The sequence below is a fragment of the Pontibacter roseus DSM 17521 genome (assembly GCF_000373265.1).
Lineage (GTDB): Bacteria > Bacteroidota > Bacteroidia > Cytophagales > Hymenobacteraceae > Pontibacter > Pontibacter roseus.
In genome coordinates this window covers 176,075-200,507 of sequence record NZ_KB890766.1, presented here as the reverse complement: position 1 = coordinate 200,507, position 24,433 = coordinate 176,075, and the positions used below count along the sequence as shown (strand labels likewise).

The window sequence follows — 24,433 nt, the reverse complement described above, 5'->3', positions numbered from 1 at the left end:
CGTGGTGAAGACCGGCAAGTTAAAAACTTCCTTCATCAGAAGCTAAAGTGAAATTGCCTTATGAGGCAGTATAATCCATCAGAAATACAATGACGCTGGCAAAGATGTTTCAGCTTACGTAGTTTTAACTTTGTGCCACTTGTGGTTTATGTCGTCCCCACAAATTGATTCAGTATTTTTGCAGCGTTTAGTTCTAAATAAACCCATTCAGATGAATACATCCTTCTCAGAAATAAGCCAAGTTATTCAACACCGCAGAACAACCAAACCCGGCAAGATGAACGGGCAACGCATACCTGACGAGCAGGTGAAACAACTGCTTGAACTGGCTGACTGGGCCCCCACGCACGGGCATACCGAGCCTTGGCGGTTCAAGGTATACGCCGGTGAAAAAGCAACCGAATTCTGCCTGGCCCACGCCAACCTCTACAAACAGCACACAGACCCTGAAAAATACCTGGAGGAGAAATACGAGAAACTGCTACACATGGGCGACAAGGCATCGCACATCATAGTGGCGTATATGCAGCGCGGCAACCTACCCAAGATACCCGTACTGGAAGAAATCGCCGCTACTTCCTGCTCCATCCAGAATATGCTCCTGGGCGCTGCCGCTTTAGGTATAGCCAGCTATTGGGGCTCCGGTGGCATGGCCTACCACCCGGCCATGAAGGAGATGCTCCACTTGCGCGAGGAGGATATGGTGCTGGGCATCCTATACCTGGGCTACTCCGACGCGCCCACCCCGGAAGGCAAAAGGACGGTGCCGCTAGCGGAGAAAGTGGAATGGATGTGACATAGAAAAGCCGCTGGCGTCGAAGCACAGCGGCTAATCATCCTTTGGCTTAGGACCTTTATAAATATAGTATTTATTCTATTTTAGAATGGCGGTTCTTCATCAAAGTTAGAAGCCGGGAATCCGCCGCCGCCCTTTCCGTCGTTCATACGGCTACCCAGCCGAATAGCGCCTGGAGTCTCTGTATCGAAGGTGCTGTTGGGCAAGGCATTGAAGCCGCCCATGCTGTCTCCCCCGAAATCGGAGTCCAAGTTAGTAAACTTTGTGTACTTACCAATAAATTTCAATTGAACATTTTCGAGAGAGCCGTTACGGTGCTTGGCAATAATCACCTCTCCTACCCCGGCGGTCGGGTTGCCCATCTCGTCTTCGGTGATGCCGTAGTACTCCGGACGGTACAGGAAAAGCACCATGTCGGCGTCCTGCTCAATGGAACCCGATTCACGTAAGTCAGAGAGTTGCGGACGCTTATCACCACCCCGCGTCTCCACGGCACGGCTCAACTGCGAAAGTGCGATAACCGGCACGTTCAGCTCCTTGGCCAGCATTTTCATGGCTCGTGAGATAGAGGCGATTTCCTGTTCACGGTTGCCTCCACCCTTGCCTTCGGCGTTACCGCTCATCAGCTGCAGGTAGTCAATGATGACCATCTGGATGTCGTACTGCGCCTTGAGGCGACGGCACTTGGTACGCAGCTCACGTATGGAAAGGCCTGGTGTATCGTCTATGAAAATCGGCGCTTCGGTCAGTTTCGCGATTTTGTGGTTGAGCTGCGCCCACTCGTAATCTTCCAGGCTGCCTTTCTTGATTTTCTCTGAGTCCAATTCCGCCTCCGATGAAATCAGACGATTCACCAGCTGCAGCGAGGACATCTCCAGTGAGAAAATAGCCACACCTTTCTTAAAGTCCACGGCTGCGTTGCGCAGACAGGAGAGCACGAAAGCCGTCTTGCCCATCGCAGGACGGGCCGCCAGGATGATGAGGTCTGATTTCTGCCAGCCGGAGGTCACTCGGTCCAGCGCGGTCATGCCGCTCGGCACGCCGGTGAGTCCATCGGTCTGCTTGCGCTTCTCCTCCAGTTCCTTGATTGCGGCGTGCATCAAAGAGCGCATGTCATCAAAGTTCTTCCGGATGTTAGATTCCGATACTTCGTACAGCTTTGCCTCGGTTCTGTCGAGCAGCTCAAAAACGTCTGTCGTATCTTCAAAGGCACTCGAGAGCACTTCAGAGGAAATAGAAATCAGGTCCCGCTTAATGGAGTTCTCCGTAATGATACGGGCATGGTATTCGATGTTAGCCGCTGAGTTGACGCGTGTGGTGAGCTGCGTCACGTAATAAGCGCCGCCTGCCAGCTCCAGTTCGCCGTTTTCGCGCAGCTCGTGCGTTACCGTCAGAATATCGATTGGTTCCGACTTATCAAACAGCCCGATAATAGCTTTGAAAATACGCTGATGCGCTTCTTTGTAAAAACTACTGGGTCTCAGAATATCAATTACCGTGGTAAGCGCGTCCTTCTCCAGCATCAGAGCGCCTAGCACGGCCTCCTCCAAATCAAGTGCCTGCGGCGGTTTTTTACCCAGTTCTGCTACAGCAGGGGCCTTTTTGTTCCAACTGGTACGATTGCCAGTTGGCCGCACGTTCATTTTCATCTCCTCCATAGCACAAATTTAAAAAGTAAGCCGCCCAAGTAATCCACAAAATACGGAAGATATCCACATATTAGCGTATAGCTATTTTTATTTAGGGAAGGAATTCTAATTTTGTCGGTTCGCTAAATGGATAGCACGGATTATGGAGAGAACGGAATTTAAACGCATACACCTGATAGCCATCGGCGGCAGCATCATGCATAACCTGGCACTGACGCTGCACGACCAGGGCATCACCATCACAGGATCAGACGACGAGATATTTGAGCCGGCCAAGGGCAGATTGGCGACTGCTGGCATATTGCCGGAGCAGGAAGGCTGGTTCCCCGAGAAGCTAGACACCAAGCCAGACGCCGTAATTCTGGGTATGCACGCCCGCCCTGACAACCCGGAGCTGCATCGCGCCCAGGAACTGAGTATACCTGTGTTCTCTTTCCCGGAATTCATCTACGAGCAGAGCAAGCACAAGCAGCGCATCGTGATTGGGGGCAGCCACGGCAAAACGTCCACCACCTCCATCATCATGCACGTGCTGCAGTACTGCGACCGCCTGTTTGACTACGCCGTGGGCGCGCAGCTGGAGGGCTTCGACCGCATGGTGAAGCTGACCGAGGACGCACCCATCATCATCATTGAGGGCGATGAATACCTCTCCGACCCTATCAAGCGCATACCTAAGTTTCACCTGTACCACCACCACATCGGCGTTATCACCGGCATCAGCTGGGACCACATCAACGTGTTCCCAACGCCAGAGGTATACCGTGAGCAGTTCCGCATTTTCGCCGAGATGACCCCGAAGGCAGGCACGCTCATCTACAACCAGGACGACGAGCAGGTGCAATTGGTGGCCGTGCCTCGTAACCCAGCTGACATCGCCTACATCGGCTATACCGTGCATCCGCACAGCATCAAAAATGGCAAGACCATCCTGCATTCCAAAAAGGAAGGCGATGTGGAGATACAGCTGTTTGGGGAGCACAACCTGCGCAACATCAGCGCCGCCCGCGAGGTGTGCAAGAAGCTGGGCGTGAAGGCGCATGATTTCTATGAAGCACTCAAAACCTTTAAAGGGGCCGCCAAGCGACTGGAGAAACTTGGAGAAAACCAGATTTCTGTCATTTACAGAGACTTTGCCCACGCACCCTCCAAGGTGAAAGCCACCACACAGGCGGTGAAAGCGCAGTTCCCACAACGCAAACTGGTAGCCTGCATCGAGCTCCATACCTTCAGTAGCCTCAACAAAAACTTCCTGCCTCAGTATGCCGGCGCCCTGAACACAGCCGATGTACCGGTCGTGTTCTTCAGCCCACGCACGCTGGAGCACAAGCGCATGGAGATGCTCACCGAGGAAGAGCTCAAGGCTGCATTCCAGAACCCGAAGCTCCAGGTGTTCACCGACGCCAAGCAGCTGCAGCAATACCTGACAGGTATGGACTGGCACAACACCAACCTGTTGCTGATGAGCTCAGGCACCTACGACAAAATAGACCTGGAGGCGCTGACGAAGGCGGTTCTGAAATAAGCCCACACCCATGAAACTGAACCTCAAGCGCCCCATCGTTTTCTTTGACCTGGAGACCACCGGCACCGACATCTGCAAAGACCGCATCGTGGAAATCAGTGTGCTGAAAGTGAAGCCTAACGGAGAAGAGATTCTGAAGACGCGACGCATCAACCCGACAGTGCCCATACCTTTGGAGTCAAGCCTGATACACAAGATTTACGACGAAGACGTGAAGGACTGCCCTACCTTTAACCAAGTGGCCCGCGACCTGGACCAGTTCCTGAAAGGCTGCGACTTGGGCGGCTATAATCTGGTGCGCTTCGACATCCCGCTGCTGGCAGAGGAGTTTCTAAGGGTAGGTATAGACTTTGACCTCGACAACCGCAACGTGGTGGATGCATGCCGCATTTTCCACATGATGGAGAAACGCACGCTGTCTGCCGCCTACAAGTTCTACTGCGACAAATCGCTGGAGAACGCCCACAGCGCCGAGGCAGATACGATTGCGACGTACCACATCCTGATGGCGCAGCTGGAGCGCTATGAGAACACGGTGGTGGAAGTGGCCGAAGGTATAGAGGCTGCCCCCATCCAGAACGACATGGCGCAGCTGCACAAGTTCACCTTCGAGAAATCGGCTGATTTGTCAGGCCGCATCGTGTACAACAATGCGGGGCAGGAGGTATTCAACTTCGGCAAATTCAAGAACGTGCCGGTAGAGGATGTGCTCACCAAAGAGCCAAGCTACTACGACTGGATGATGAAAGGTGAGTTCCCGCTGTACACTAAGAAGATACTGACCCGCATCCGCCTGCGAAACTTACAAAGCAGCGTGTCTTAATAGCTATACAGCACTAACCTAGACATATACCTTACAACAAACCGGGCTGCCAATAATTTGGCAGCCCGGTTTGTTTCTCTCCTGCCATTCCGCCGAAAGGGGGAATCTTATACCTTTCTTGCCGCAAACCCAGCATCAGCGTATATGCGGCTTTCTGTGAGCCCCCTTCTGCAACCGGTTCGTACCTTTCACCGCCAGTTCCCGCTGCGCTTGAACCGGCGGTAGTAGCATAACAGATTCCTCCTTTCGTCGGAATGACAAGAATAGGAGCGAATCGTTCTACCGAACTATTTCCTAAGTTTAAGCGTGGAAAGCTATACCTATACGCTGCTGGTTCCGTCTTTTGAGGGATGACAACAATGTCCGGTAGATGTAGGCCACAATTCTATTACCTAACAAAAGAAAAGCCCCTGCTCTTTATAAAAAGCAGGGGCTTTGGCTATACCTGAAAGTGCGGATTACTATTCCCTTGTGCTTTTCAGCCTCACCCCTTTCAGCAGGTTGTTGCCTTGCTGGGTTTTGTGGGTGCAGTTGTAGCCAGCAGCGCGGGTGGAGCATTGACACCCGGTGATTTTGTTATCTTGAAACGTGAAGTAACAGAAATCACAGCCGGCGCTGGCTTCACACAGGTGCTTGGTGCCCTTGCTGCTCAGGTATAGGCTATTGTCAGAGGTCACATCCAGTTCCAGAGCCATGGACCGGAAGGAACCGTTGCGTATACCCATGCCTACCAGATAGAAGGATGGAGCTATCTCCTTATTGTCCTGCACCTTGTGAATCAACACCCGATCCACCACAGTGCCGTTGCCGAACTCCTTGATGAAGGGCTGCATCAGTTCCTGCTTTGGCACGATGTAGTCCACACTATCGAAAACCACTTGCGCCAGTAGCTGCCCATCGTAAACTGGGCCGGTAGCCTCCTCATCCAATGGCCCCTCTTCACTCTCCTCCGGGAAGGCCTCGCGCCGCGTACAGCTGGCCGCAATCAGTAGAATAAGGGTAAGCGCCAGCAAAGGGCGGAGACAGGTCAGCACCAGGTGCCGGCCGCCAGCAAAGGGTTTTCTGGTCATGTGGGTGTATTGGTCAGTAAGGTTATTTCTTGTAGTACTTCAAGGCCTCCGGCATGTACTTCTGCAGGTTGGCTCGGCGCGTACCAGCACTTGGGTGCGTGCTCAGGAATTCAGGTGGTGCCTGTCCGCCTGACTTAGCCTCCATACGCTCCCAGAAAGGTATAGCCTCCTGCGGGTTGTATCCAGCCATCGCCATGAAAATCAGTCCCAGTTGGTCTGCTTCGCTCTCCTGATTGCGGCCATACTTGAGCAGACCCAAGGTAGAGCCGGCGCCATACACCGTCATAATCAGGTTCTGTGCCACACCGGGCTGCGTACCTGCCAGAGCGGAGAGTGTCTGTCCGCCGAACTGCTGCGCCAGCTGCTGGCTCATGCGCTCGTTGCCATGCTTGGCAATGGCGTGGGCAATCTCATGTCCCATGACCACGGCCAGTCCGGTTTCGTTCTGGGCTACGGGCAGTATACCTGAATACACCACCGTCTTACCTCCGGCCATCGCCCAGGCGTTCACTTGCTCATCTTCAATCAGGTTGAACTCCCACTGGAAGCCCTGCAACTGGGCGCTCATGTTGTTGGCCGCCATATACTGCTCCACGGCACGCTGAATGCGCTGCCCGGCACGCTTCACCATGGCAGTGGCCTGGGCATCGCGCGACAATTTATTCTCCTTCAGGAATTGGTCGTAGGCGTCATAGCTCATCTGCTGCATCTGCGCATCAGATACCAGGCTCAGCTGTCTTCTTCCGGTGATAGGCACCGTCGTACAGGCCACCATCATCACGACAGCTATTGAAAAGGCTATTATTTTCTTGTACATAACATTAGATTTTAAAGGTTCTAAATTCTTGTTTTCAAATTTTGAACCAAAATTAAAAACACTTCTTTCCCGAGCATTTTTATATTTTAAAATTACTATACTTTAATCGAATAACAAAACTTCTGTTTCCGCATATCCTATTACAGCACATCGTAATTTGCTCGCTTAGGTATACGGACCCCTTTATATAAAATGTTCTGCTGCCTCTCCGCACAATAAAGCGCACCTTCCCTTGTTAAAGTATAAAAAAGGATTGGACTGAAAAACTTTGGTTGAACACGGAAAAAGACGGGTCTACCCCCGTTCTTTTTGCAGATTTATTCTGCACCGGAACGATAGAAAGCCTAATTTTGAAGAACAGAACACCCTACGCACCCTTTATGAAGATTTTAGCCATTGGCCGCAATTATGCCGAGCACATTGCTGAGCTGGAGAACGAAGTGCCGGACGAACCGGTGATATTTTTCAAACCCGACACGGCCATCCTCCGCCACAACGAGCCCTTCTATTACCCCGACTACAGCCAGGACATCCACCACGAGGTGGAACTGACGCTTCGCATAGGTCGCGAGGGGAAGAACATTGACAGAAAGTTCGCCCACAAGTACTACGATGGTCTTGGTCTAGGTATAGACTTTACGGCCCGCGACCTGCAGGCCAAGGCCAAGGCGAAAGGACTGCCCTGGACGCTGGCTAAGGGTTTCAATGGCTCTGCCCCTGTGTCGGAGTTTCTGCCGCTGGAGCAGTTCCCGGACCTGCAGGACATCAACTTCCGGCTGGACGTGAATGGCGAGACCAAGCAGCAGGGCAACTCCAAGATGATGCTCCATAACTTTGAGGACATCATAGCGTATATCTCGCGCTTCATCACACTCAAGAAAGGTGACATCATCTTTACAGGTACGCCTGCGGGTGTGGGTCCCGTGCAAATCGGTGACAGATTGGAAGGCTATGTTGAAGATAAAAAATTACTTGACTTTGAAATTAAATAAGCGCCTCGCGCTCCTAATAGCTTACGTTTTCACCACACTCGGGCTGGCTGCACAGCCTGCTCCCGAATCTGGTTATTTCATGTTCCCCATCAAGCCAGGGCAACGCAACTACCTATCCGGGTCCATGGGCGAAATCCGGGCCACGCACTTCCATGGCGGGCTCGACATCAAAACCGACCAGCGAGTGGGACTGTCGGTATACGCTGCTGCCGATGGGTATATATCGCGGGTGAAGGCCTCCACCTACGGCTATGGCAACATCATCTACATCACCCACCCCAATGGGCTCACCACCACCTACTCGCACCTGCTGTCGTTCTACGACCCCTTGGCAGATTACGTCCTGCAGAAGCAATACGAGAAGGAGACCTTTGAGCTGGAGCTGTTTCCGGAGAAGAATCTGTTCCCGGTGAAGAAAGGGCAAATCATCGCCTTGTCTGGTAACACCGGCGGTTCAGGCGGACCGCACCTGCACTTTGAGATTCGCGATGCCGAAGACCGTCTGTACAACCCGCTCCGTTGGGGCTTCAAGGAAATCATTGACACCACGCCTCCGGACATCTTTGGTCTGGCCATACGGCCTTTCAATATCCATGCGCGCGTAAACCAGGAGTTCGCCTGGCAGGATTTCAAGCCTGTGAAAACGAACGGAGCCCATATCTATACCTTACCGGACACGGTGTACGCACACGGCCTCATTGGCTTTGAGTTGCAGACCTCTGACCGCTACGACGGTGCTGACAACCGCAACGGTACGCAGGAGGTGACGGTGTATGTGAACAACAGGCAGGTATACAACCACCACATCGACCGGGTGCCTTTCGAAAAGTCGAAGCAGGTGTCGCAGCACATCAACTACAACGCGTTCCGGCGCATGAACCGCAATTTCCAGAAGGCCTACGTGGACTATGGCAACGACCTGCCGCTTTACACAGCAGCTCACAACAGGGGCCGCCTGAATGTGCACGCCGATTCCACCTACCAGATACGCCTGGAAGCGAAGGACTCCCACAACAACATCTCCAACCTCATCTTTTTGGTGAAGGGGCAGAAACCGGTGTTCACGCAGACTCTTGACAAAACCGTGAAGAAGCCGAACCTGAGCTATGAGGTAATGGGGAACATACTCAAAGTGAGTGCCACTGACACGTCGGCTACCCCACGCAACGTGGAACTGGAGGTGGGCAACCAGCGCTTCAGCCTGGTGCCGAGCTATACCAAGAATTCCACCTCCGTCAGCCTCTACGACCTTCGGGGCGGCCTGCCGCAGTCCATCAGCTTCTGTGGCACCACCACTCCGTTCAACTTTCAGGCTGTTGTGCCGCCTGGCCAGGAGTACAACTTCACCAGCCGCGACATGACCATCCTGTTCGACAAAGAGACCCTGTATGACACGCTATACCTGCAGGCGCGGAAAGATGGCGACATATATACCATAGGCGATTACTTCACGCCCCTGCACAAGGCCATGAAAGTGACCATCACCCCAGACACCAAAATCACCGACAAGACCAAGGCCGCCGTTTACTACCTGGGCACCGGCAGAGGCAGAGGACTAGCGGGAGGCGCCTGGGATGGCAACAGCATCACCTTCACCGCCCGCGGCATGGGCAAGTTCAAGGTGATGGAAGATTTGAAACCGCCGGTGGTGAAGCTCCTCAGCAAGAATAAGGACCAGGTAAAATTCAAGATTTCAGATGATTTATCAGGTATAAACTCCTTCCGATGCGAGGTGAACGGCAAGTGGCTCCTCATGAAGTACGAGCATAAAAACGCGACCATTTACTCCGAGAAATTAGATAAAAGCATACCTTTGTCAGGCAAGGTCGTGCTGAAGGTGAAGGACAATGCCGGAAACGAGGCCGTCTACAACACGACCATTTAGCATTCAGTTGAGTTCGGGACGAAAGTCCGGCTGATTCACCTGGAAAAACGGACAACGCCCGCGGAAGAGATAGCTATACCTGGCTGGCGCTACAGGAAACAGAAAACATGGAACTGAAAATCGGAGACAAGGCACCGGAGTTTGAGGCAAAGGACCAGAACGGCAACACTGTCCGGCTGAGTGACTACCGTGGCAAGAAAGTGGTGCTCTACTTTTACCCGAAGGATGACACCTCCGGCTGCACCGCCCAGTCCTGCAACCTGCGCGACAACTACAGCGACCTGCAGCAGGAAGGCTATGAAGTGCTGGGCGTTAGCATCGACGGCGAAAAGTCACACCAGAACTTCATCAGCAAGTATGAGCTGCCTTTCACGCTGCTCGCTGACACCGACAAGCAGCTCGTGGAGCAATACGGGGTATGGCAGGAGAAATCGATGTATGGCCGCAAGTATATGGGCACTATGCGCTATACCTTCGTCATAGACGAGAACGGCACCATCAAGGACATCATCACGAAAGTGAAAACCTCTGACCACGCCAAACAGATACTGAAAAAATAGCAAAAACGCAGCCGTCCTTTGGGCGGCTGCGTTTTTGCTTATATTTGACCATTGGTTCGTAATTTATAAGTCTTAATTCATAATTGAACAACGTGAATCCACACAACAAAAGCATAGACGAGTTGAAGCAGGTTGCGGCACAAGTGCGCCGTGACATCGTGCGCATGGTGCATGCCGTGAACTCCGGCCACCCAGGTGGTTCCCTTGGCTGCACAGACTATTTCGTATCGCTGTACTTCCGCGTGATGAACTACAAAGCGGAGCCATTCAACATGAACGGCGAAGGCGAAGACCTCTTCTTTCTCTCCAACGGACACATTTCTCCGGTATGGTACAGCACACTGGCACGCGCCGGCTTCTTCGAAGTAAGCGAGCTAGCTACGTTCCGCAAGATTGATTCCAGGCTGCAAGGCCACCCGGCTACAGAGGAAGGCCTTCCAGGTATCCGCATAGCCTCCGGTTCATTGGGCCAGGGACTGTCTGTGGCAGTAGGCGCCGCGCAAACCAAGAAACTCAACAAAGATGAGAACCTGGTATACGTGCTGATGGGAGACGGCGAACTGGAAGAAGGACAGGTATGGGAAGCGGCCATGTATGCGGCGCACCACAAAGTGGACAACCTGATAGCCACCGTTGACCGCAACGGCCAGCAGATTGACGGCTCAACAGAGCAGGTAATGTCGCTGGGCGACTTGCGTGCTAAGTTCGAAGCCTTCGGCTGGCATGTGCTGGAAGCGGACGGCAACAATTTCGAGACGCTGCTGCCTGCGCTGCAAGACGCCAAAGAGGCCACTAGAAAAGGCAAGCCGGTCATGATACTCATGGATACTGAGATGGGCTTTGGCGTGGACTACATGATGGGCTCCCACAAATGGCACGGTGTGGCTCCAAACGATGAGCAGTTGGAGAAAGCACTGCAGCAGCTGGCTGTTGAGCAGGCTTCTGACTACTAACATCTACTCGCTTCGTTGCGCTTAACCTAAAGCAGCCATGGCCTACTGGCGCATACTCTACTGCCTCATGAGCCTATTGCTGGTGCTGTCAGCAAGTGGGGCTGCTTTGGGCCAGGACAAGAAGCCACCGCCCAAAACACGCATCCTCTTTTTGCTGGATGCATCGGGCAGTATGCTGGCTAAGTGGGAGAACAGTGACCGCATGTCGGTTGCCAAGAACCTGCTCACCCACCTGGTGGACTCGCTGGACCGCTACGATAACCTGGAGGTAGCCCTGCGGGCCTACGGGCACCAGTCAGGCAGGGAGCGCAATGATTGCAAAGACACCAAACTGGAGGTGCCTTTTGCCGCCAAAAACGCTGCCGCAGTGAAAAAGAAACTGCAGCAGATTGTTCCGCAGGGCAACACCCCCATTACGTATTCGCTACTGCAGTCGGCAGGCGATTTTCCGGAGGAGAAGAACACCCGCAACGTCATCATCCTGATAACGGATGGGCTGGAGTCGTGCGGCGGCGACCCTTGTGCTACATCGGTGGCTTTGCAGAAGAAGCGCATTTTCCTGCGCCCTTTCGTGATAGGCATCGGTATAGAGCCGGAGTATGAGAAGCAGCTGAACTGCATTGGCCAGTACTTCAATGCGGCGGATGTGCGCACGTTCCAGAAGGTGCTCACCGAGATTGTGACCCAGACGCTCAGCCAGACCACAGTCGCTGTGGATTTGAAAGACGCCCAGGGCAAATCCGTGGAAAGCAACGTGAACCTGACGTTCGTGAATGCGCTCACCGGCGTGCCGGAATACAACTACGTGCACTACCGGGAAAGCAACGGGAAGCCAGACAAGCTGGAGGTAGACGCGCTGCTGACCTACGACCTGGTGGTGAACACAGTGCCGCCGGTGGTAGAGCGCAAGCTCGATATCCAACCAGGCAAGCACAACGTGTTTGCGGTGAAGGCGCCACAAGGCGAACTATACCTGCGGCAGGATGGCCCCTCCCCTTACGGACAACTATCGGCCATCGTGCGCCAACAGGGTTCCGGGAAGACGCTGCTGGCACAGTCCTTCGGGAGCAGGCAGAAGTATCTGGCCGGCAGGTATGACCTGGAGCTGCTCACCCTGCCCCGCATTTACCTGAAGGATGTGGAGGTAAAGCAGGGGCAGACCAGCACCATCACGTACCCGGTGCCGGGGCAGCTGAACATCCCAACAGACCTGCAAGGCTACGGCAGCCTGTACCAAGTGGAGGAAGACGGTAGCCAGCAGTGGCTGCATGACCTGCCCGAGAAGAGCAGCAAGGTAGTACTGGCGATGCAGCCAGGGAAGTACAGACTGGTATACCGCATGAAATCGGCACAAGGAAGCAAGTTCACCGACGTGCAGGAATTCACCATCCGGTCTGGCGCCACGACAACGGTAAAGATTTTTAATAGATAACAGAGTTCGCTAGAGCCATCGCCAAAACGGTAAGGTTCAGGCACTCCAAAGACCAAAAGGAAATATTATACAGATGAAAGAGTATACTTATACAGAGAAAAAAGACACGCGTTCCGGCTTTGGCGCAGGCCTGCTGGAGCTGGGTCGCACCAACCCGAATGTGGTAGCCCTTTGCGCTGACCTGACCGGCTCCCTTAAAATGGATGCCTTCCAGAAAGAGTTTCCCGAGCGCTTCTACCAGGTAGGTATAGCCGAGGCCAACATGATGGGCCTGGCAGCCGGTATGACCATCGGTGGCAAGATTCCATTCACGGGCACCTTCGCCAACTTCTCTACCGGCCGCGTGTACGACCAGATTCGTCAGTCCATCGCCTACTCTGGCAAGAACGTGAAGATATGCGCTTCGCACGCCGGCCTAACCCTAGGCGAGGACGGTGCCACGCACCAGATTCTGGAGGATGTGGGTATGATGAAGATGCTGCCACACATGACCGTCATCAACCCATGCGACTTCAACCAGACCAAGGCGGCTACTATCGCCATCGCGGAGTTCGAAGGCCCGGTATACCTGCGCTTCGGCCGCCCAACGGTGCCTAACTTCACCCCGGCCGACCAGAAGTTTGAGATTGGCAAAGCCGTGATGCTAAACGAAGGCACAGACGTGACCATTCTGGCTACAGGCCACTTGGTATGGAAAGCCATCGAGGCGGGTCATGCGTTGGCGGAGAAAGGCATCGATGCCGAAATCATCAACATCCACACCATCAAGCCGCTTGACAACGAAGCTATTCTGAATTCTGTTCGCAAGACAAAATGCGTGGTGACGGCCGAGGAGCACCAACTCAACGGTGGCCTGGGTGACGCCGTGGCACAGCTGCTGGGCCGTAACCTGCCTACGCCGCTTGAGATGGTGGGCGTGAACGACTCCTTCGGCGAGTCTGGCACTCCGGACCAACTCATGGAGAAGTATGGCTTGAACGTGGAGAGCATCGTGGCCGCCGCCGAGCGCGCCATCAGCAGAAAATAAGAAGTTTAAACTTCAATATTTTTTAAATATAGGAGGCTGTACTGGCAAAGTGCAGCCTCTTTTATTTTTATGCTCTATATTGCAAAGTAAAGCAGCCGAAGCAGCGCTGCCCCTGCTACCTGATTCAGTGGAAGATAAAGAGCTACTCGAGAAATTTGCCAACCCCGAAAGCCGTAACCTGGCCTTTAACCAGCTCATCCGAAAGTACCAGCAGAAAATCTACTGGCACATCCGGAAAATGGTAATTGACCACGACGACGCCGACGACCTTACCCAAGAGGTCTTCATCAAGGTATGGAAGAACCTCGAAAACTTTCGGCAGGATGCGCAGCTTTATACCTGGCTTTACCGTATCGCCACGAATGAGTGCCTCACGTTCCTCTCCAGCAAGCGCAGGAAGTTCTTTTTGCCCATCAACGACGTGGCCGCCGAGCTCACCGAAAAGATTGACTCCTCGCCCGACATCAGCGGCGACGAGATTCAGCTCAAACTACAGAAAGCCCTGCTGCGCCTGCCTGATAAGCAGCGCCTGGTCTTTAACATGAAATACTATGACGAGCTGAAATACGAGGAGATATCGGCCATATTGGGCACTTCCGTGGGTGCCTTGAAAGCCTCGTACCACCTGGCCGTGAAAAAAATTGAAGAATTTCTGAAGCAGGATTAAACTTTGGCATCCGAAAGGTATCTAACCCATAAGTGCGACACAAAATGAAAAAAGACTTGAAGCTGAACGATATACCCAAGCACAACATCTACGAGGTGCCCGACAAATATTTTGACCGGCTTCCAACGCAGATAATGGAGCGCACTGCAGCAGCCGGCCCTTCACCTGCTCCTTGGTTCGCCAACCTGCAGCGGCCTTTGCGCCTGGCGCTTGCCCCGCTTATGGTGGTGCTGGTGTTGGGTGTTCTATACCTGGTAAACTTTAATAAGGAACCCAAGCAGCCGGAGTTGCAGCTGTCCGCTGTGGCTGATGCAGAGATTGTGGATTACCTCAGCACCTACGCCGTACTCGAAAGCGCTGACTTTGCCGAGCTGAACTCCATCAAGCAGCAGGAGATGACGGCCGAGTTCCTCAACGTGAGCCCCAAGGCTGCCGCTGAAGAGCTTGAGTACTACGAACTGAATACACTGGATTACTAAAATCACCCATGAAAAGAATTGCCGTAGTGTTGTTTCTCTTCTGTGCCATCACCCTTGGCAGCATGGACGCATTCGCCCAGAATGGCCGCCCTCAGGACAGAAGAGAAAACGTGGAAGCAGCTAAAATCGCTTTCCTGACCGATAAGATGGGGCTGACCACCGAGCAGTCGCAGAAGTTCTGGCCCATCTACAACGAGTATGAGGCCAAGCGCCGCGAGCTCATGAAATCGTACCGCAGCGGCTACCGCGAAGATGTGGACCAGCTGAGCGAGCAGGAGGCGAAAGCCAGGCTGGACGGTATGTTCAGCACCCGGGAGAAGGAACTGGAACTGGAGAGGGATTACGTAGCCCGCTACCAGCGTGTCATCTCCTCCAACCAAATCATCAAGCTATACCGCAGCGAGCGCGAATTCACGAAGCTGCTGCTCAAGAAGCTGGATAACAACAAAATACAATAGAGTTTTTTTAGATTTTAATTATAGTGAGAACAAGAAAAAGGCACTGCATTTTGCGGTGCCTTTTCTGTTAATCCTCTTTTAGTTTTTCTGCTGCAGCTTAATCCAGTCATCCATCTTGCGCTCCAGCACAGCCAGTGGCATACCTCCTTCTCGTAGCACCTCATCATGGAAAGCGCTTACGCTGAATTTGTCGCCCAGCGCCTGCTCTGCCCGCTGCCGCAATTCCTTTATCTTCAGCTCCCCTATTTTATACGACAGCGCCTGCCCCGGCACGGCCATGTAACGCTCTATCTCGGCCACGGCGGCCTCCCGACTGGTCAGCTCATTGTCTAGTGAGTACTGGATGGCCTGCTCCCGCGTCCAGCCTTTGGCATGCATTCCAACGTCTACCACCAAGCGTATGGCCCGGTGCATCTCGTCGCTTAACTTCCCAAAGTACTGGTAAGGGTCCGTGTATAGTCCCAGTTCCCTTCCCAGGCTCTCAGAGTAGAGGGCCCAGCCTTCGCCATAGGCGCCATACCAGCCATACTGCCGGAAACGCGGCAATCCCTCCTTCTCCTGCTGGATGGAAATTTGGTAGTGGTGCCCAGGTATAGCCTCATGCAGAAACAGCGACTCCATACCTACTGCGTTGTACTTGGTGGCATCAAGAATAGGGACGTAGAAGATGCCCGGCCGGGAACCATCCGGCGCTGGCGGGTTATACTCGGCACTGGCCGATGCGGCCCGGAACGCCTCTGTCTGCCGTACCTCAAAAGCAGATTTCGGCTTCAAGCTGAACAGCTTGTCCAGTTGGGGCTGCATGCGCTCCTCAATACTGCTGTAAGCGGTGAGCACGTCTTCCGGCGTTTTGAAAGGCATGAACTTGGTGTTGGTATTGACATGCTGGAAAAAGGCCTGTAGGTTCCCCTTGAAACCCACCTGCTCCTTCACCTTCTCCATCTCGCTCCGGATGCGCGCCACCTCCTCCTGACCCGTCTCAAAAATCTGGTCAGGGGTCATGTCAGTGGTGGTCCAGAAGCGCACCAGGTAACGGTATAATTCTTCGCCCCGAGGAGTAGCGTTTATGCCAGAACTGGCGCGGCTCCTGGGCAGATATTCTTGCTGCATGAAATTGTGGAGTTCCTGGTAGGAGGGTATCACCTGCTCCTTTATGGCCTGTTCGTAGGCCTGCTGCAACCGCTGCCGGTCCTCTTTTGCCATACCTTCCGGGAAGTTCTGAATGGGCTGCCAAAAGATGCTTTTAGTATGGTCTTGTACCACCATGGCCTGCAATTGCGGCAGTACTTTGTTAGTCAGCGCCCTGGGCAGCACTACTCCGGCCGCCATACCGCGGCGCATATTGGCGACGGCTGTATCGGCCCATACCTCAAATCCTGCCATACGCCCCAGGAAATCCTCATAGTCCTTTACCGTTTTGAAAGGTTGGTTGCCAGAGCCGGAGCCAAGCTGCGCCATAGTGATAGGCAGACTCCAGAACTGGTTGATGGGCATCAGGTGCGCGTCAAACCGGAAACCCTCCAATGCGGTCTCCATCTCATATTTAAAGATGTCGTAACTCGTTTGCTCCTCCTCTGACAATTGATTCCTGTCAATGGCTCTGATTCGGTCCAGGTACTTCTGGTAAAGCGCCTTCACCTGCTCCCGGTGCTCCAGCGAAATATCATTTGGCAGGAGGTTGTTGTAGCGGTCATCGGCAATGGTTGTGGCCTCCAGCGGGAAGAGCTTCAGCCGTTCCTCAAAATAACTGTCCAGCAACTGGCCCAGGTTCTGTTCCGAGGCCACGGTGGCAGTGGATTCCTGTTGGGGATTGTCAGAAGGCCTGGAACAGCCCGTAAAACCAAGCGCCGCCAACGAGAGCGCTGCAGCCAGGACTAAGTGATGTTTTTCCATAGTGTGTAGGATTAGGTATAGGAAATATACTACGTGTGCCGCTAGAAAACAATGGCTGCCCCAACAACCAGTTCTTGGGTTAGGTATGGACAAACAAAAAGCCCCTGCTACCGGGGCAGCAGGGGCTCTTGTGGTTTAGTAGGCTTCCATCAGGAAGTTGATGTCATCGGCAGGCTTGAACTCCATCGGTTTCTGCCCCTGCAGGAAGATGCGGGCGGAGTGAGGTCCTTTCAGTTCCAGTCGCTCTCCGGTCACGCGCAGCATGCTGCCCTCGCGCAGACCCACTACAGGCTGCCGGTTGTGCACATGGAACTCCTGTATACGGGTCTCGCGCGTCTCCCCCATGTGGGTGGAATCCGGAAGCGGGTCCAGGTAATGCGGGTTCAGGTTGAAAGGCACCAGCTGCAAGGCATCAAATGACTTGGGGAATACGATGGGCATGTCGTTGGTGGTGCCGATGGTCTTGCCGGCAATGTTGGTGCCCGCGCTTGTGCCGATGTAGGGCATCCCTTTTTGCACCCGTTGCTGCAGCGGCTCAATCAGTTTGTTTTGGTACAGCTGCCGCAGAAGCAGGAAGGTATTGCCCCCGCCTGTGAATATGGCCTCTGCCTGCTGCACCGCCTCTATGGGATTTGATGCCTCGTGTATACCTGTCAGCGATACGCCCATTCGCTCGAAGGCCTCGCGTGCCTTGGCTGTGTAGTCGGTGTGGGAGATGCCGCTGGGGCGGGCATAAGGTATGAACAGTATGCTCTTGCGGTCCTGTAAAATTGATTTTATCTCTTCTTCGCAGTGCTCCAGGTAACCGGTACCGTGGGTAGTGGAGGTGCTGATTAGCAGTAGGCTTTTGCTCATTCCTGTCTATTGTTTTCTTGTATACTACCTGCTCTTGTAGGCGCACAAAAGTAGGAACAATCATCCAATTACGCCTAATCGGCGGCTGTTTAGTTACAATTCACAGCCCCAGCCGGCAGAGCGCCTGCAATCATACGTTCACTTTGAGCTTGATTGTCTCAAGATAAGGCTCCAGCGAGGCCTTGTTGGTGAGCGCACGCACCAGGCCTATCGTTTTGAGGTCGTAGAGGAACCAGAGCTCCACGTAGAAATCGTGGAACCAGTAGAGGTCGATTTTGCACCAGCCCCTGATGATGTGGTGCAGGTAGCGCCCCTGCTCCAGTACCAGCCTAGCCTGGTGGCGTGGCGGCAGGTTGTTGAAATCGGCTGCAGTTAACATAATGAACAAGCTAAAAACCTTTGGCAATGAAAAAGGCTGCCGGGGCAGCCTTTGGTTAAACGCAAATATCAGTCAAATTGATATCAATTCAGGTGCAGGGTGTACAGCTCAAATCGGTTGGAGGCGAAGCTCCAGTGTGAGGAAGAAGGATGAATCTCCACACCGTCTTCATCCATGATGGTCACAGCAAAGCCATCACCCTGGTTGAGGGGCTCCGTGAAGTGCTTCACGGGGTATACCTTGCCTTCCTCTATCCACTCTTCCGGTTCGAAAGCTGGCATGGACGCATCCACGCACTTCGCGTAGACCGTCATATAGCTTGGGGGAACAAATAAGTTTACCATGTGTACGTAACATTTTCTGAAAGATAAAAAATTCCTGCTAACCAGGAAACACCGCTTTAATAAATTTATGGAGTGGCTCTATGAGTCAAACACAAAAAGTATGCCTTTGTTCGCGGCCTAGCCATACCTGCCGTTTCGTCTGCTTGGCGTACTGTTACAATCTGCGCCCTCTTCTCTTTTTTATTCAGGTATAGCGGTCCAGAGCGGGGCTAGCCCGCGAAGATGGCCTGCAGTTGCAGCCACATTTGGGCATCAGACGTAGTATAGTATCCGGTCTGTCACATTTCAAAAACCTAATGCATACGCCTATGGAGCCATCAAACGCAAGAGCACAACAAAAGAGCAAACATACTTTCCCGGTGGCACCGGGGGTATGGGGGATGAAAACGATTTTTGTCAACCTTTTCTTCATCAGCGAACCCGATGGGTCGTGGGCGCTGCTGGACACGGGTGTGTATGGCTCAGCCGAAAAAATCAGGGGCGCCGCTGAGGAGCTATTCGGCAACATACGGCCGCGGGCCATCCTGCTCACCCACGGCCACTTTGACCATGTGGGTGCCGTGAAAGAGCTGGCACAGGAATGGAGCGTGCCGGTATACGCCCACCCGCTCGAGCTGCCCTACCTGACCGGGAAGTCAAGCTACCCGCCACCAGACCCTAGCGTAGGAGGCGGCGGCATGGCCTATATGTCTTTCCTGTACCCCAAAAAGCCGATTGACATCACCAACTCGGTGGAGCTGCTGCCCCCCGATGGCTCTGTGCCTGGTCTTCCGAGCTGGCGCTGGCTGCACACACCAGGCCATACGGCAGGGCACGTATCGTTTTTCCGGGAGCATGACCGCGTGCTGCTGGCCGGCGACGCCTTCGTGACACGGCATGGGGAATCGGTGATGGCCGTAATCACACAGAAACGCGAAGTACATGGGCCGCCTGCCTACTATACCTCTGACTGGGGGTCCGCTCACCACTCCGTAGAGAAACTGCTGGAGCTGAACCCGCGCGTGGCTGCCACCGGACACGGCATGCCGATGCAAGGCGATGAGCTGCTCTGGCAACTCGACAACCTGGTAAAGGATTTCTGGACAAAGGCTGTCCCCTCGCATGGCCGTTATGTGCATGAGCCAGCCCTTACAGATGAGCAAGGCGTCATCTCGGTGCCTCCTGCCACTGACAATACCGTACCCAAAGTGCTGGCAGCTGCTGGCTTGGTGGCTTTGGCTGGAGTGGCGCTGGTTGCCTACTCCAAACGAGGTAGTAACCAACGGAAGCATCAACGTGAGATGCGCAACCGCCCATTCTCCCATAACCGTCCGGCGCAGGGCATGCCTCCTACCGTGTCATCTACCCTGGATGAAGACGACCCCTATGCGCATACCAACAACTATCCGTAAAACAGCAAAGCCGGGAGCGCTAACTCCCGGCTTTGTCTTTTCTGACTGGTGATGGCTACTTGCTGCCGGCCCTGCCGGAGCCGCTCTTCTTGCCGCCCCCATCCTGTTTGTTCACGGTAGCCCAGGCGCGCTTTTCCGCCTCTTCTTGGCTCACGCCTTTTTTCTCATAGCCTTCTTCAATGTGCTGCGCCTTGCGCTTCTGCTTGTCCGTATAGGCTGATTTATCTCCTTGTGGCATAATCAGTAAAGTTATAGTTCAACATCATTCACAGGACCATTGCATTGGCCCCTCCTCCTTTTACGCTCCCTGGCAAGGAATGGCTCAAAGGTGGTCCTTCACGGATTTTCTATCTTTGCCGGTCAACAGCTTAAGTTCTGTGTTCCCCTTTACTAAAGTTAAGCAGCATGATACCTAGCGTTTTCAACTGGAGCGGCGGCAAGGATTCCGCGCTCTGCCTATACCAGGTGCTTCAGGAAGGCAGGTATAGCGTGGAGGCACTGCTGACAACGCTTTCAAGTAACACCCGGCGTGTCACCATGCATGGAGTGCGGCAGGAACTCCTGGAGCGACAGGCGCTGAGTCTTGGTCTGCCCCTGCAACAGGTCCTGCTGCCTGAGGAGACCGGCATGGAGGCTTATAATGAACGCATGCAGGAAACGTTGCTCGGCCTGAAAGCACAAGGTATAACCCACGCCATATACGGAGACATCAACCTGGAAGACCTGCGACAGTATCGGGAACAGCAACTGGCGCAGGCAGATATAGCTGCCGTGTTCCCGCTGTGGGGCCAGCCTACGACTGAGTTGGTGCGGGAGTTCCTGTCACTGGGTTTCAAGGCGGTGGTGGTGTGCGTGAACGCCCGCCTCCTGGACAGTTCCTTTGCAGGCAGGCTGTTGGACGAAAGCTTTTTGAAAGAATTGCCCGCCGGAGTAGACCCAGCCGGAGAGAACGGCGAGTTCCATACCTTCGCCTTTGATGGCCCCATCTTCCGGGAGCCGGTCAGGTATAGCCTGGTCGGTAAAGTGCTCAGAACCTATGGCACCACCACCGAACCGGACAGTAATGGATTAACCCAATACGATAAACCGGCTTACGACACGGGCTTCTGGTTCTGTGACCTTTTGCCTACTTAAGGCATAGGACATCATGCAGATGACAAGGTATAGAAAAGGCTTCTTTAGGTAATTCCCGCCACATGTTTGCGCAATTGCCTACCTTTGCAACATGGTATCATTGAGGCAACTTTTCTTACAGCACCAGGCGCAGACATCGGATTTCCCACTTATGATTGAGGTGGAGAAGGCAGAAGGGATATACATGTATGGCAGTGGCGGGCAGCGCTACTTGGACCTGATTTCAGGTATAGGCGTGAGCAATGTCGGTCACCGGCACCCCCGGGTGCTGCGCGCCATTCACGACCAGTTGGATAAGTACCTGCACCTGATGGTGTACGGCGAGTTTGTGCAGGGCCCTCAGGCGCTGTTGGCACAGGCGCTGACCAGCACGCTGCCCAAGCGCCTGAACAACGTGTATTTCCTGAATTCTGGCACGGAGGCTGTTGAAGGAGCCTTGAAACTGGCCAAGCGCTATACCGGCCGCACCGAACTTGTCTCCTGCCGAAACGCCTACCATGGCTCCACCCAAGGCGCGCTTTCCGTGAACGGCAGCGAAAGCTTCAAAAACGCGTTCCGGCCATTGCTGCCCGATGTGCGCATCATCACCCATGGCTCCGTGCCCGACCTGGAGCAAATCACCACACGCACGGCCGCCATCATCATCGAAACGGTGCAGGGCGAGGCGGGTGTACGCGTGCCGGAGAAAACCTACCTGCAACTGCTGCGGCAGCGCTGCACCGAGGTGGGCGCGCTACTTATCCTGGACGAGATACAGACGGGTTTTGGGCGCACCGGTACTTTCTGGGCATTCGAGCAATTCGGTATTGAGCCGGATATTCTGCTCTGTGCTAAAGGTATGGGTGGCGGCATGCCCATCGGGGCCTTCATCGCACCGCAGGAAATCATGGCTGCCTTCAAAACCGACCCGATTCTGGGCCACTGCACCACCTTTGGGGGACACCCTGTGAGTTGTGCGGCATCGCTGGCCACCCTACAGACCATATTGGAGGAAAACCTGCTGCAGGAGGTGGAGCGAAAGGCCAGCCTGTTCAAAGAGCTGCTCGTGCACCCTGCCATCAAGGGTATCCGCAACCAGGGCCTCATGATGGCCGCCGAGTTCGAATCGTTTGAGGTGCTGAAAGCCGTGATAGACCGCGCCATCCTCAACGGGGTTCTCACCGACTGGTTCCTGTTCTGCGACAACTCCATGCGCATCGCCCCTCCCCTCATCATTACTGAGGAGCAGATTCGTGAAGCTTGCGACATCATCCTCACCTCGATTGAGGAAGTGGTAGGCCAGGTATAGGTATAGGTATAGCTACAGGTCAGTACAGAAACTTCTGTACCAATATTGCCAGTCATAATGTCGGTTCTGGAGCCAGAGACAATACCTTGACCGGTTGCCTGATGGCCTGAATGAAGTGGGACAATCGGCGCTTATTTTATCCTTTCGCACAAATAATCCCTGAAAAGCGATATCCACGGCAGCTTCAGCACGTACAAGCCGAAGCCACTACTGTATTGGTAGTGCGAACTTTCGAACCTGCTTTGCTTTTATGGAAATAGCCATCGTGCTGACGTTGCTGTTGATAGCGGTGATACTTTTCGCTACTGAGAAAGTCTCTATCGAGATTGTGACGCTGCTCATGCTCATCATCCTAGCTAGTTTGCGCATTATCACGCCGGAAGAGGCCTTCGCCGGCTTCAGCAGCGACTTCATCATCATCATCGCTTCCATCTTCATCCTCAGCGCCGCGCTCGAGGAGACGGGTATTCTAGACTTTGCCGTAGTTCGCCTGGTGCGCCTGGCCAAACGGAGCACCAATCTGATGCTGCTGATGGTTATGCTTGTGACAGGCATCGTGTCAGCCTTCATGAACAACACCACCGTGACGGCCATGTTTGTAACACCGCTCGTGGGTTTGTCCAAGCGCATCAACAAGAGTGCCTCCAAAATACTCATGCCACTGGCCTATGCCGCCATCCTGGGAGGAACCTGCACCCTGATTGGCACTTCCACCAACGTGGCTGTGAGCGGCTACATCGCCAAGGTGGGCCTGGAGCCCATTGGGCTTTTCGAAATATCAGGCATTGGGCTGATTATCTTCCTGGTGGGTGTGGCCTACATGATGACTATCGGACAGCGCATGCTCCCCGACCACACCGACCAGCAACTAGCCGAGGAGTACAAGCTGCAGAAGTATGTGACGGAGGTCGTTGTCATGCCGGATTCCATGCTCATCGGGCAATTGGTGTTCGCCTCTGATCTGACCTCGCTCAACCTGCGTATGCTCAACATCATACGGGGCAAAGAGAACTTCCTACCCGACTTTCGGACACGCATACGGGAAGGTGACGTGCTGCTGGTGGAAGGGGACTTGGACAACCTGATGAAGGTGAAGGAGACTAAGGGAATACAGATTATGGCCGATGTGCTGGCGGCTCAGGACCTGGAGACCGAGAACATCCGGCTGGCGGAGGTGATGATAACCCGGCAGTCGAACCTGATAAACCGCACGGTGAAGGAATCGGAGTTTCTCAGGCGCTTCGGGCTGGTGGTACTGGCCGTGTCACGCCACGGGGAGACGCTCCGCAGCAAAATCGGGAGTATGGAGCTTCGGATGGGGGACGTGCTGCTGGTGCAGGGCGCGCCGCAGCGCTTTGACCAACTGCGCAGCTCCAACCACCTGGCCGTGCTGGACGAGTTTGAGCCACTGCTCTTCAAGAAGCGGAAAGGCATCATCGCCATCAGCTGTTTCCTGCTCGCCATTGTGGCCGGCACCATGGACCTGCTCCCGCTTTCCATCGCCTTTCTCATGGCGGCCGTCATCAGCATCCTATTGCGTTGCATCAGCAGCGAAAAGGCCTACAGCGCCATCGACTGGCGCCTGCTCATTTTGATTGGAGGTATGACGGCCTTTGGCACGGCCATGGAAAACTCGGGGGCGGCTGATTTCCTGGCACACGGCATCGTGGACCTGATGGGACCTGTTGGCGGCAAGATGGGGATACTGGCCGGTTTCGTGTTGCTTACTGTTATCCTCACGCAACCCATGTCCAATGCGGCTGCAGCCCTTGTTATCATACCAGTGGCCTTGCGGGCGGCCATAGAGGTAGGCGCCGACCCGCGGGCCTTCGCCATAGCTATCATGCTGTCTGCCTCGGTGTCTCTGGTGACGCCTTTTGAACCCTCCTGTATTCTGGTCTACAGCCCGGGCAAGTACCGCTTTTGGGATTTCATCAAGATAGGTTCTCCCCTCACCTTGCTGCTCATCACGGTTATTTTACTTTTGGTGCCAGTGTTCTGGCCCATGTAGAGTTA

General features: G+C 54.0%; 24 protein-coding genes. 16 read left to right on the top strand and 8 right to left on the bottom strand.

Annotation, left to right across the window (positions count from 1 at the left end; all coding sequences use genetic code 11):
• The first annotated feature begins 211 nt into the window (after window positions 1-211).
• Window positions 212-796, top strand: coding sequence for a nitroreductase family protein (locus tag B051_RS0115190; RefSeq protein ID WP_018479072.1), 585 nt, complete (start codon window positions 212-214; stop codon window positions 794-796).
• Window positions 797-879: 83 nt separating this feature from the next.
• On the opposite strand, the gene dnaB is transcribed toward B051_RS0115190, so the two are convergent.
• Complete coding sequence (dnaB, locus tag B051_RS0115185; protein WP_018479071.1) at window positions 880-2,454, bottom strand: replicative DNA helicase; 1,575 nt, start codon at window positions 2,452-2,454, stop codon at window positions 880-882.
• A 133-nt stretch (window positions 2,455-2,587) separates the two neighbouring features.
• Between dnaB and B051_RS0115180 the strand changes: the two genes are divergently transcribed.
• Window positions 2,588-3,970: a UDP-N-acetylmuramate--L-alanine ligase gene (locus B051_RS0115180; protein ID WP_018479070.1), complete on the top strand. Its 1,383-nt coding sequence runs from the start codon at window positions 2,588-2,590 to the stop codon at window positions 3,968-3,970.
• A 10-nt stretch (window positions 3,971-3,980) separates the two neighbouring features.
• Window positions 3,981-4,793, top strand: coding sequence for a 3'-5' exonuclease (locus B051_RS0115175; RefSeq protein WP_018479069.1), 813 nt, complete (start codon window positions 3,981-3,983; stop codon window positions 4,791-4,793).
• A gap of 461 nt (window positions 4,794-5,254) precedes the next feature.
• Here B051_RS0115175 and B051_RS0115170 read toward each other — a convergent pair whose 3' ends face one another.
• Window positions 5,255-5,863, bottom strand: coding sequence for a hypothetical protein (locus B051_RS0115170; RefSeq protein WP_018479068.1), 609 nt, complete (start codon window positions 5,861-5,863; stop codon window positions 5,255-5,257).
• A gap of 22 nt (window positions 5,864-5,885) precedes the next feature.
• Window positions 5,886-6,680, bottom strand: a complete 795-nt coding sequence (locus B051_RS0115165; protein ID WP_018479067.1) for a M48 family metallopeptidase — start codon at window positions 6,678-6,680, stop codon at window positions 5,886-5,888.
• A 380-nt stretch (window positions 6,681-7,060) separates the two neighbouring features.
• Here B051_RS0115165 and B051_RS0115160 point away from each other — a divergent pair, with 380 nt between their 5' ends.
• From B051_RS0115160 to B051_RS0115120, 9 genes are all read left to right on the top strand, one after another.
• Window positions 7,061-7,672 (top strand): fumarylacetoacetate hydrolase family protein, encoded by a 612-nt coding sequence (locus tag B051_RS0115160; RefSeq protein ID WP_018479066.1) that lies wholly within the window; start codon window positions 7,061-7,063, stop codon window positions 7,670-7,672.
• Window positions 7,659-9,557, top strand: a complete 1,899-nt coding sequence (locus B051_RS0115155) for a M23 family metallopeptidase (RefSeq protein ID WP_033316940.1) — start codon at window positions 7,659-7,661, stop codon at window positions 9,555-9,557. The genes B051_RS0115160 and B051_RS0115155 overlap by 14 nt, the downstream gene beginning before the upstream one ends.
• A 107-nt stretch (window positions 9,558-9,664) precedes the next feature.
• On the top strand, window positions 9,665-10,117 hold the full coding sequence (gene bcp, locus B051_RS0115150; protein WP_018479064.1) for a thioredoxin-dependent thiol peroxidase: 453 nt from the start codon (window positions 9,665-9,667) through the stop codon (window positions 10,115-10,117).
• A gap of 92 nt (window positions 10,118-10,209) precedes the next feature.
• Window positions 10,210-11,070, top strand: coding sequence for a transketolase (locus B051_RS0115145; RefSeq protein WP_033316962.1), 861 nt, complete (start codon window positions 10,210-10,212; stop codon window positions 11,068-11,070).
• A gap of 37 nt (window positions 11,071-11,107) precedes the next feature.
• Window positions 11,108-12,502, top strand: a complete 1,395-nt coding sequence (locus B051_RS0115140; protein WP_018479062.1) for a vWA domain-containing protein — start codon at window positions 11,108-11,110, stop codon at window positions 12,500-12,502.
• Window positions 12,503-12,575: 73 nt separating this feature from the next.
• Window positions 12,576-13,529 (top strand): transketolase family protein, encoded by a 954-nt coding sequence (locus B051_RS0115135; RefSeq protein ID WP_018479061.1) that lies wholly within the window; start codon window positions 12,576-12,578, stop codon window positions 13,527-13,529.
• A 127-nt stretch (window positions 13,530-13,656) separates the two neighbouring features.
• A complete protein-coding gene (locus B051_RS0115130) occupies window positions 13,657-14,196 on the top strand; it encodes an RNA polymerase sigma factor (protein ID WP_026236436.1) in 540 nt (179 codons plus the stop codon).
• Between the two features lie 44 nt (window positions 14,197-14,240).
• Window positions 14,241-14,675: a hypothetical protein gene (locus tag B051_RS0115125; protein WP_018479059.1), complete on the top strand. Its 435-nt coding sequence runs from the start codon at window positions 14,241-14,243 to the stop codon at window positions 14,673-14,675.
• Between the two features lie 8 nt (window positions 14,676-14,683).
• Window positions 14,684-15,133, top strand: a complete 450-nt coding sequence (locus tag B051_RS0115120) for a Spy/CpxP family protein refolding chaperone (RefSeq protein WP_018479058.1) — start codon at window positions 14,684-14,686, stop codon at window positions 15,131-15,133.
• Window positions 15,134-15,211: 78 nt separating this feature from the next.
• Here the strand turns inward: B051_RS0115120 and B051_RS0115115 are convergent, their stop codons facing one another.
• The 4 genes from B051_RS0115115 to B051_RS0115100 form a co-directional block, all read right to left on the bottom strand.
• Window positions 15,212-17,026, bottom strand: coding sequence for a DUF885 domain-containing protein (locus tag B051_RS0115115; RefSeq protein ID WP_018479057.1), 1,815 nt, complete (start codon window positions 17,024-17,026; stop codon window positions 15,212-15,214).
• Between the two features lie 135 nt (window positions 17,027-17,161).
• The gene (gene pepE / locus B051_RS0115110; RefSeq protein WP_018479056.1) at window positions 17,162-17,881 is read right to left on the bottom strand and encodes a dipeptidase PepE; all 720 of its coding nucleotides are present in this window, start codon (window positions 17,879-17,881) and stop codon (window positions 17,162-17,164) included.
• Between the two features lie 130 nt (window positions 17,882-18,011).
• Window positions 18,012-18,260 carry a hypothetical protein gene (locus tag B051_RS0115105; protein ID WP_018479055.1) on the bottom strand — a complete coding sequence of 83 codons (249 nt, stop codon included), beginning with the start codon at window positions 18,258-18,260 and terminating at the stop codon, window positions 18,012-18,014.
• A gap of 83 nt (window positions 18,261-18,343) precedes the next feature.
• On the bottom strand, window positions 18,344-18,604 hold the full coding sequence (locus B051_RS0115100) for a hypothetical protein (protein WP_033316939.1): 261 nt from the start codon (window positions 18,602-18,604) through the stop codon (window positions 18,344-18,346).
• A gap of 308 nt (window positions 18,605-18,912) precedes the next feature.
• On the opposite strand from B051_RS0115100, the gene B051_RS0115095 reads away from it, so the two are divergent.
• A complete protein-coding gene (locus B051_RS0115095) occupies window positions 18,913-19,995 on the top strand; it encodes an MBL fold metallo-hydrolase (protein WP_026236435.1) in 1,083 nt (360 codons plus the stop codon).
• Window positions 19,996-20,050: 55 nt separating this feature from the next.
• Here the strand turns inward: B051_RS0115095 and B051_RS0115090 are convergent, their stop codons facing one another.
• On the bottom strand, window positions 20,051-20,233 hold the full coding sequence (locus tag B051_RS0115090; protein ID WP_018479052.1) for a hypothetical protein: 183 nt from the start codon (window positions 20,231-20,233) through the stop codon (window positions 20,051-20,053).
• Between the two features lie 167 nt (window positions 20,234-20,400).
• Here B051_RS0115090 and B051_RS0115085 point away from each other — a divergent pair, with 167 nt between their 5' ends.
• The 3 genes from B051_RS0115085 to B051_RS0115075 all read left to right on the top strand — a co-directional run bounded on the left by B051_RS0115085 (window position 20,401) and on the right by B051_RS0115075 (window position 24,428).
• On the top strand, window positions 20,401-21,129 hold the full coding sequence (locus B051_RS0115085) for a Dph6-related ATP pyrophosphatase (RefSeq protein WP_018479051.1): 729 nt from the start codon (window positions 20,401-20,403) through the stop codon (window positions 21,127-21,129).
• Window positions 21,130-21,220: 91 nt separating this feature from the next.
• Window positions 21,221-22,417 (top strand): aspartate aminotransferase family protein, encoded by a 1,197-nt coding sequence (locus B051_RS0115080; RefSeq protein ID WP_033316938.1) that lies wholly within the window; start codon window positions 21,221-21,223, stop codon window positions 22,415-22,417.
• Window positions 22,418-22,667: 250 nt separating this feature from the next.
• Window positions 22,668-24,428, top strand: a complete 1,761-nt coding sequence (locus B051_RS0115075) for an SLC13 family permease (protein WP_018479049.1) — start codon at window positions 22,668-22,670, stop codon at window positions 24,426-24,428.
• Window positions 24,429-24,433: the final 5 nt, after the last annotated feature.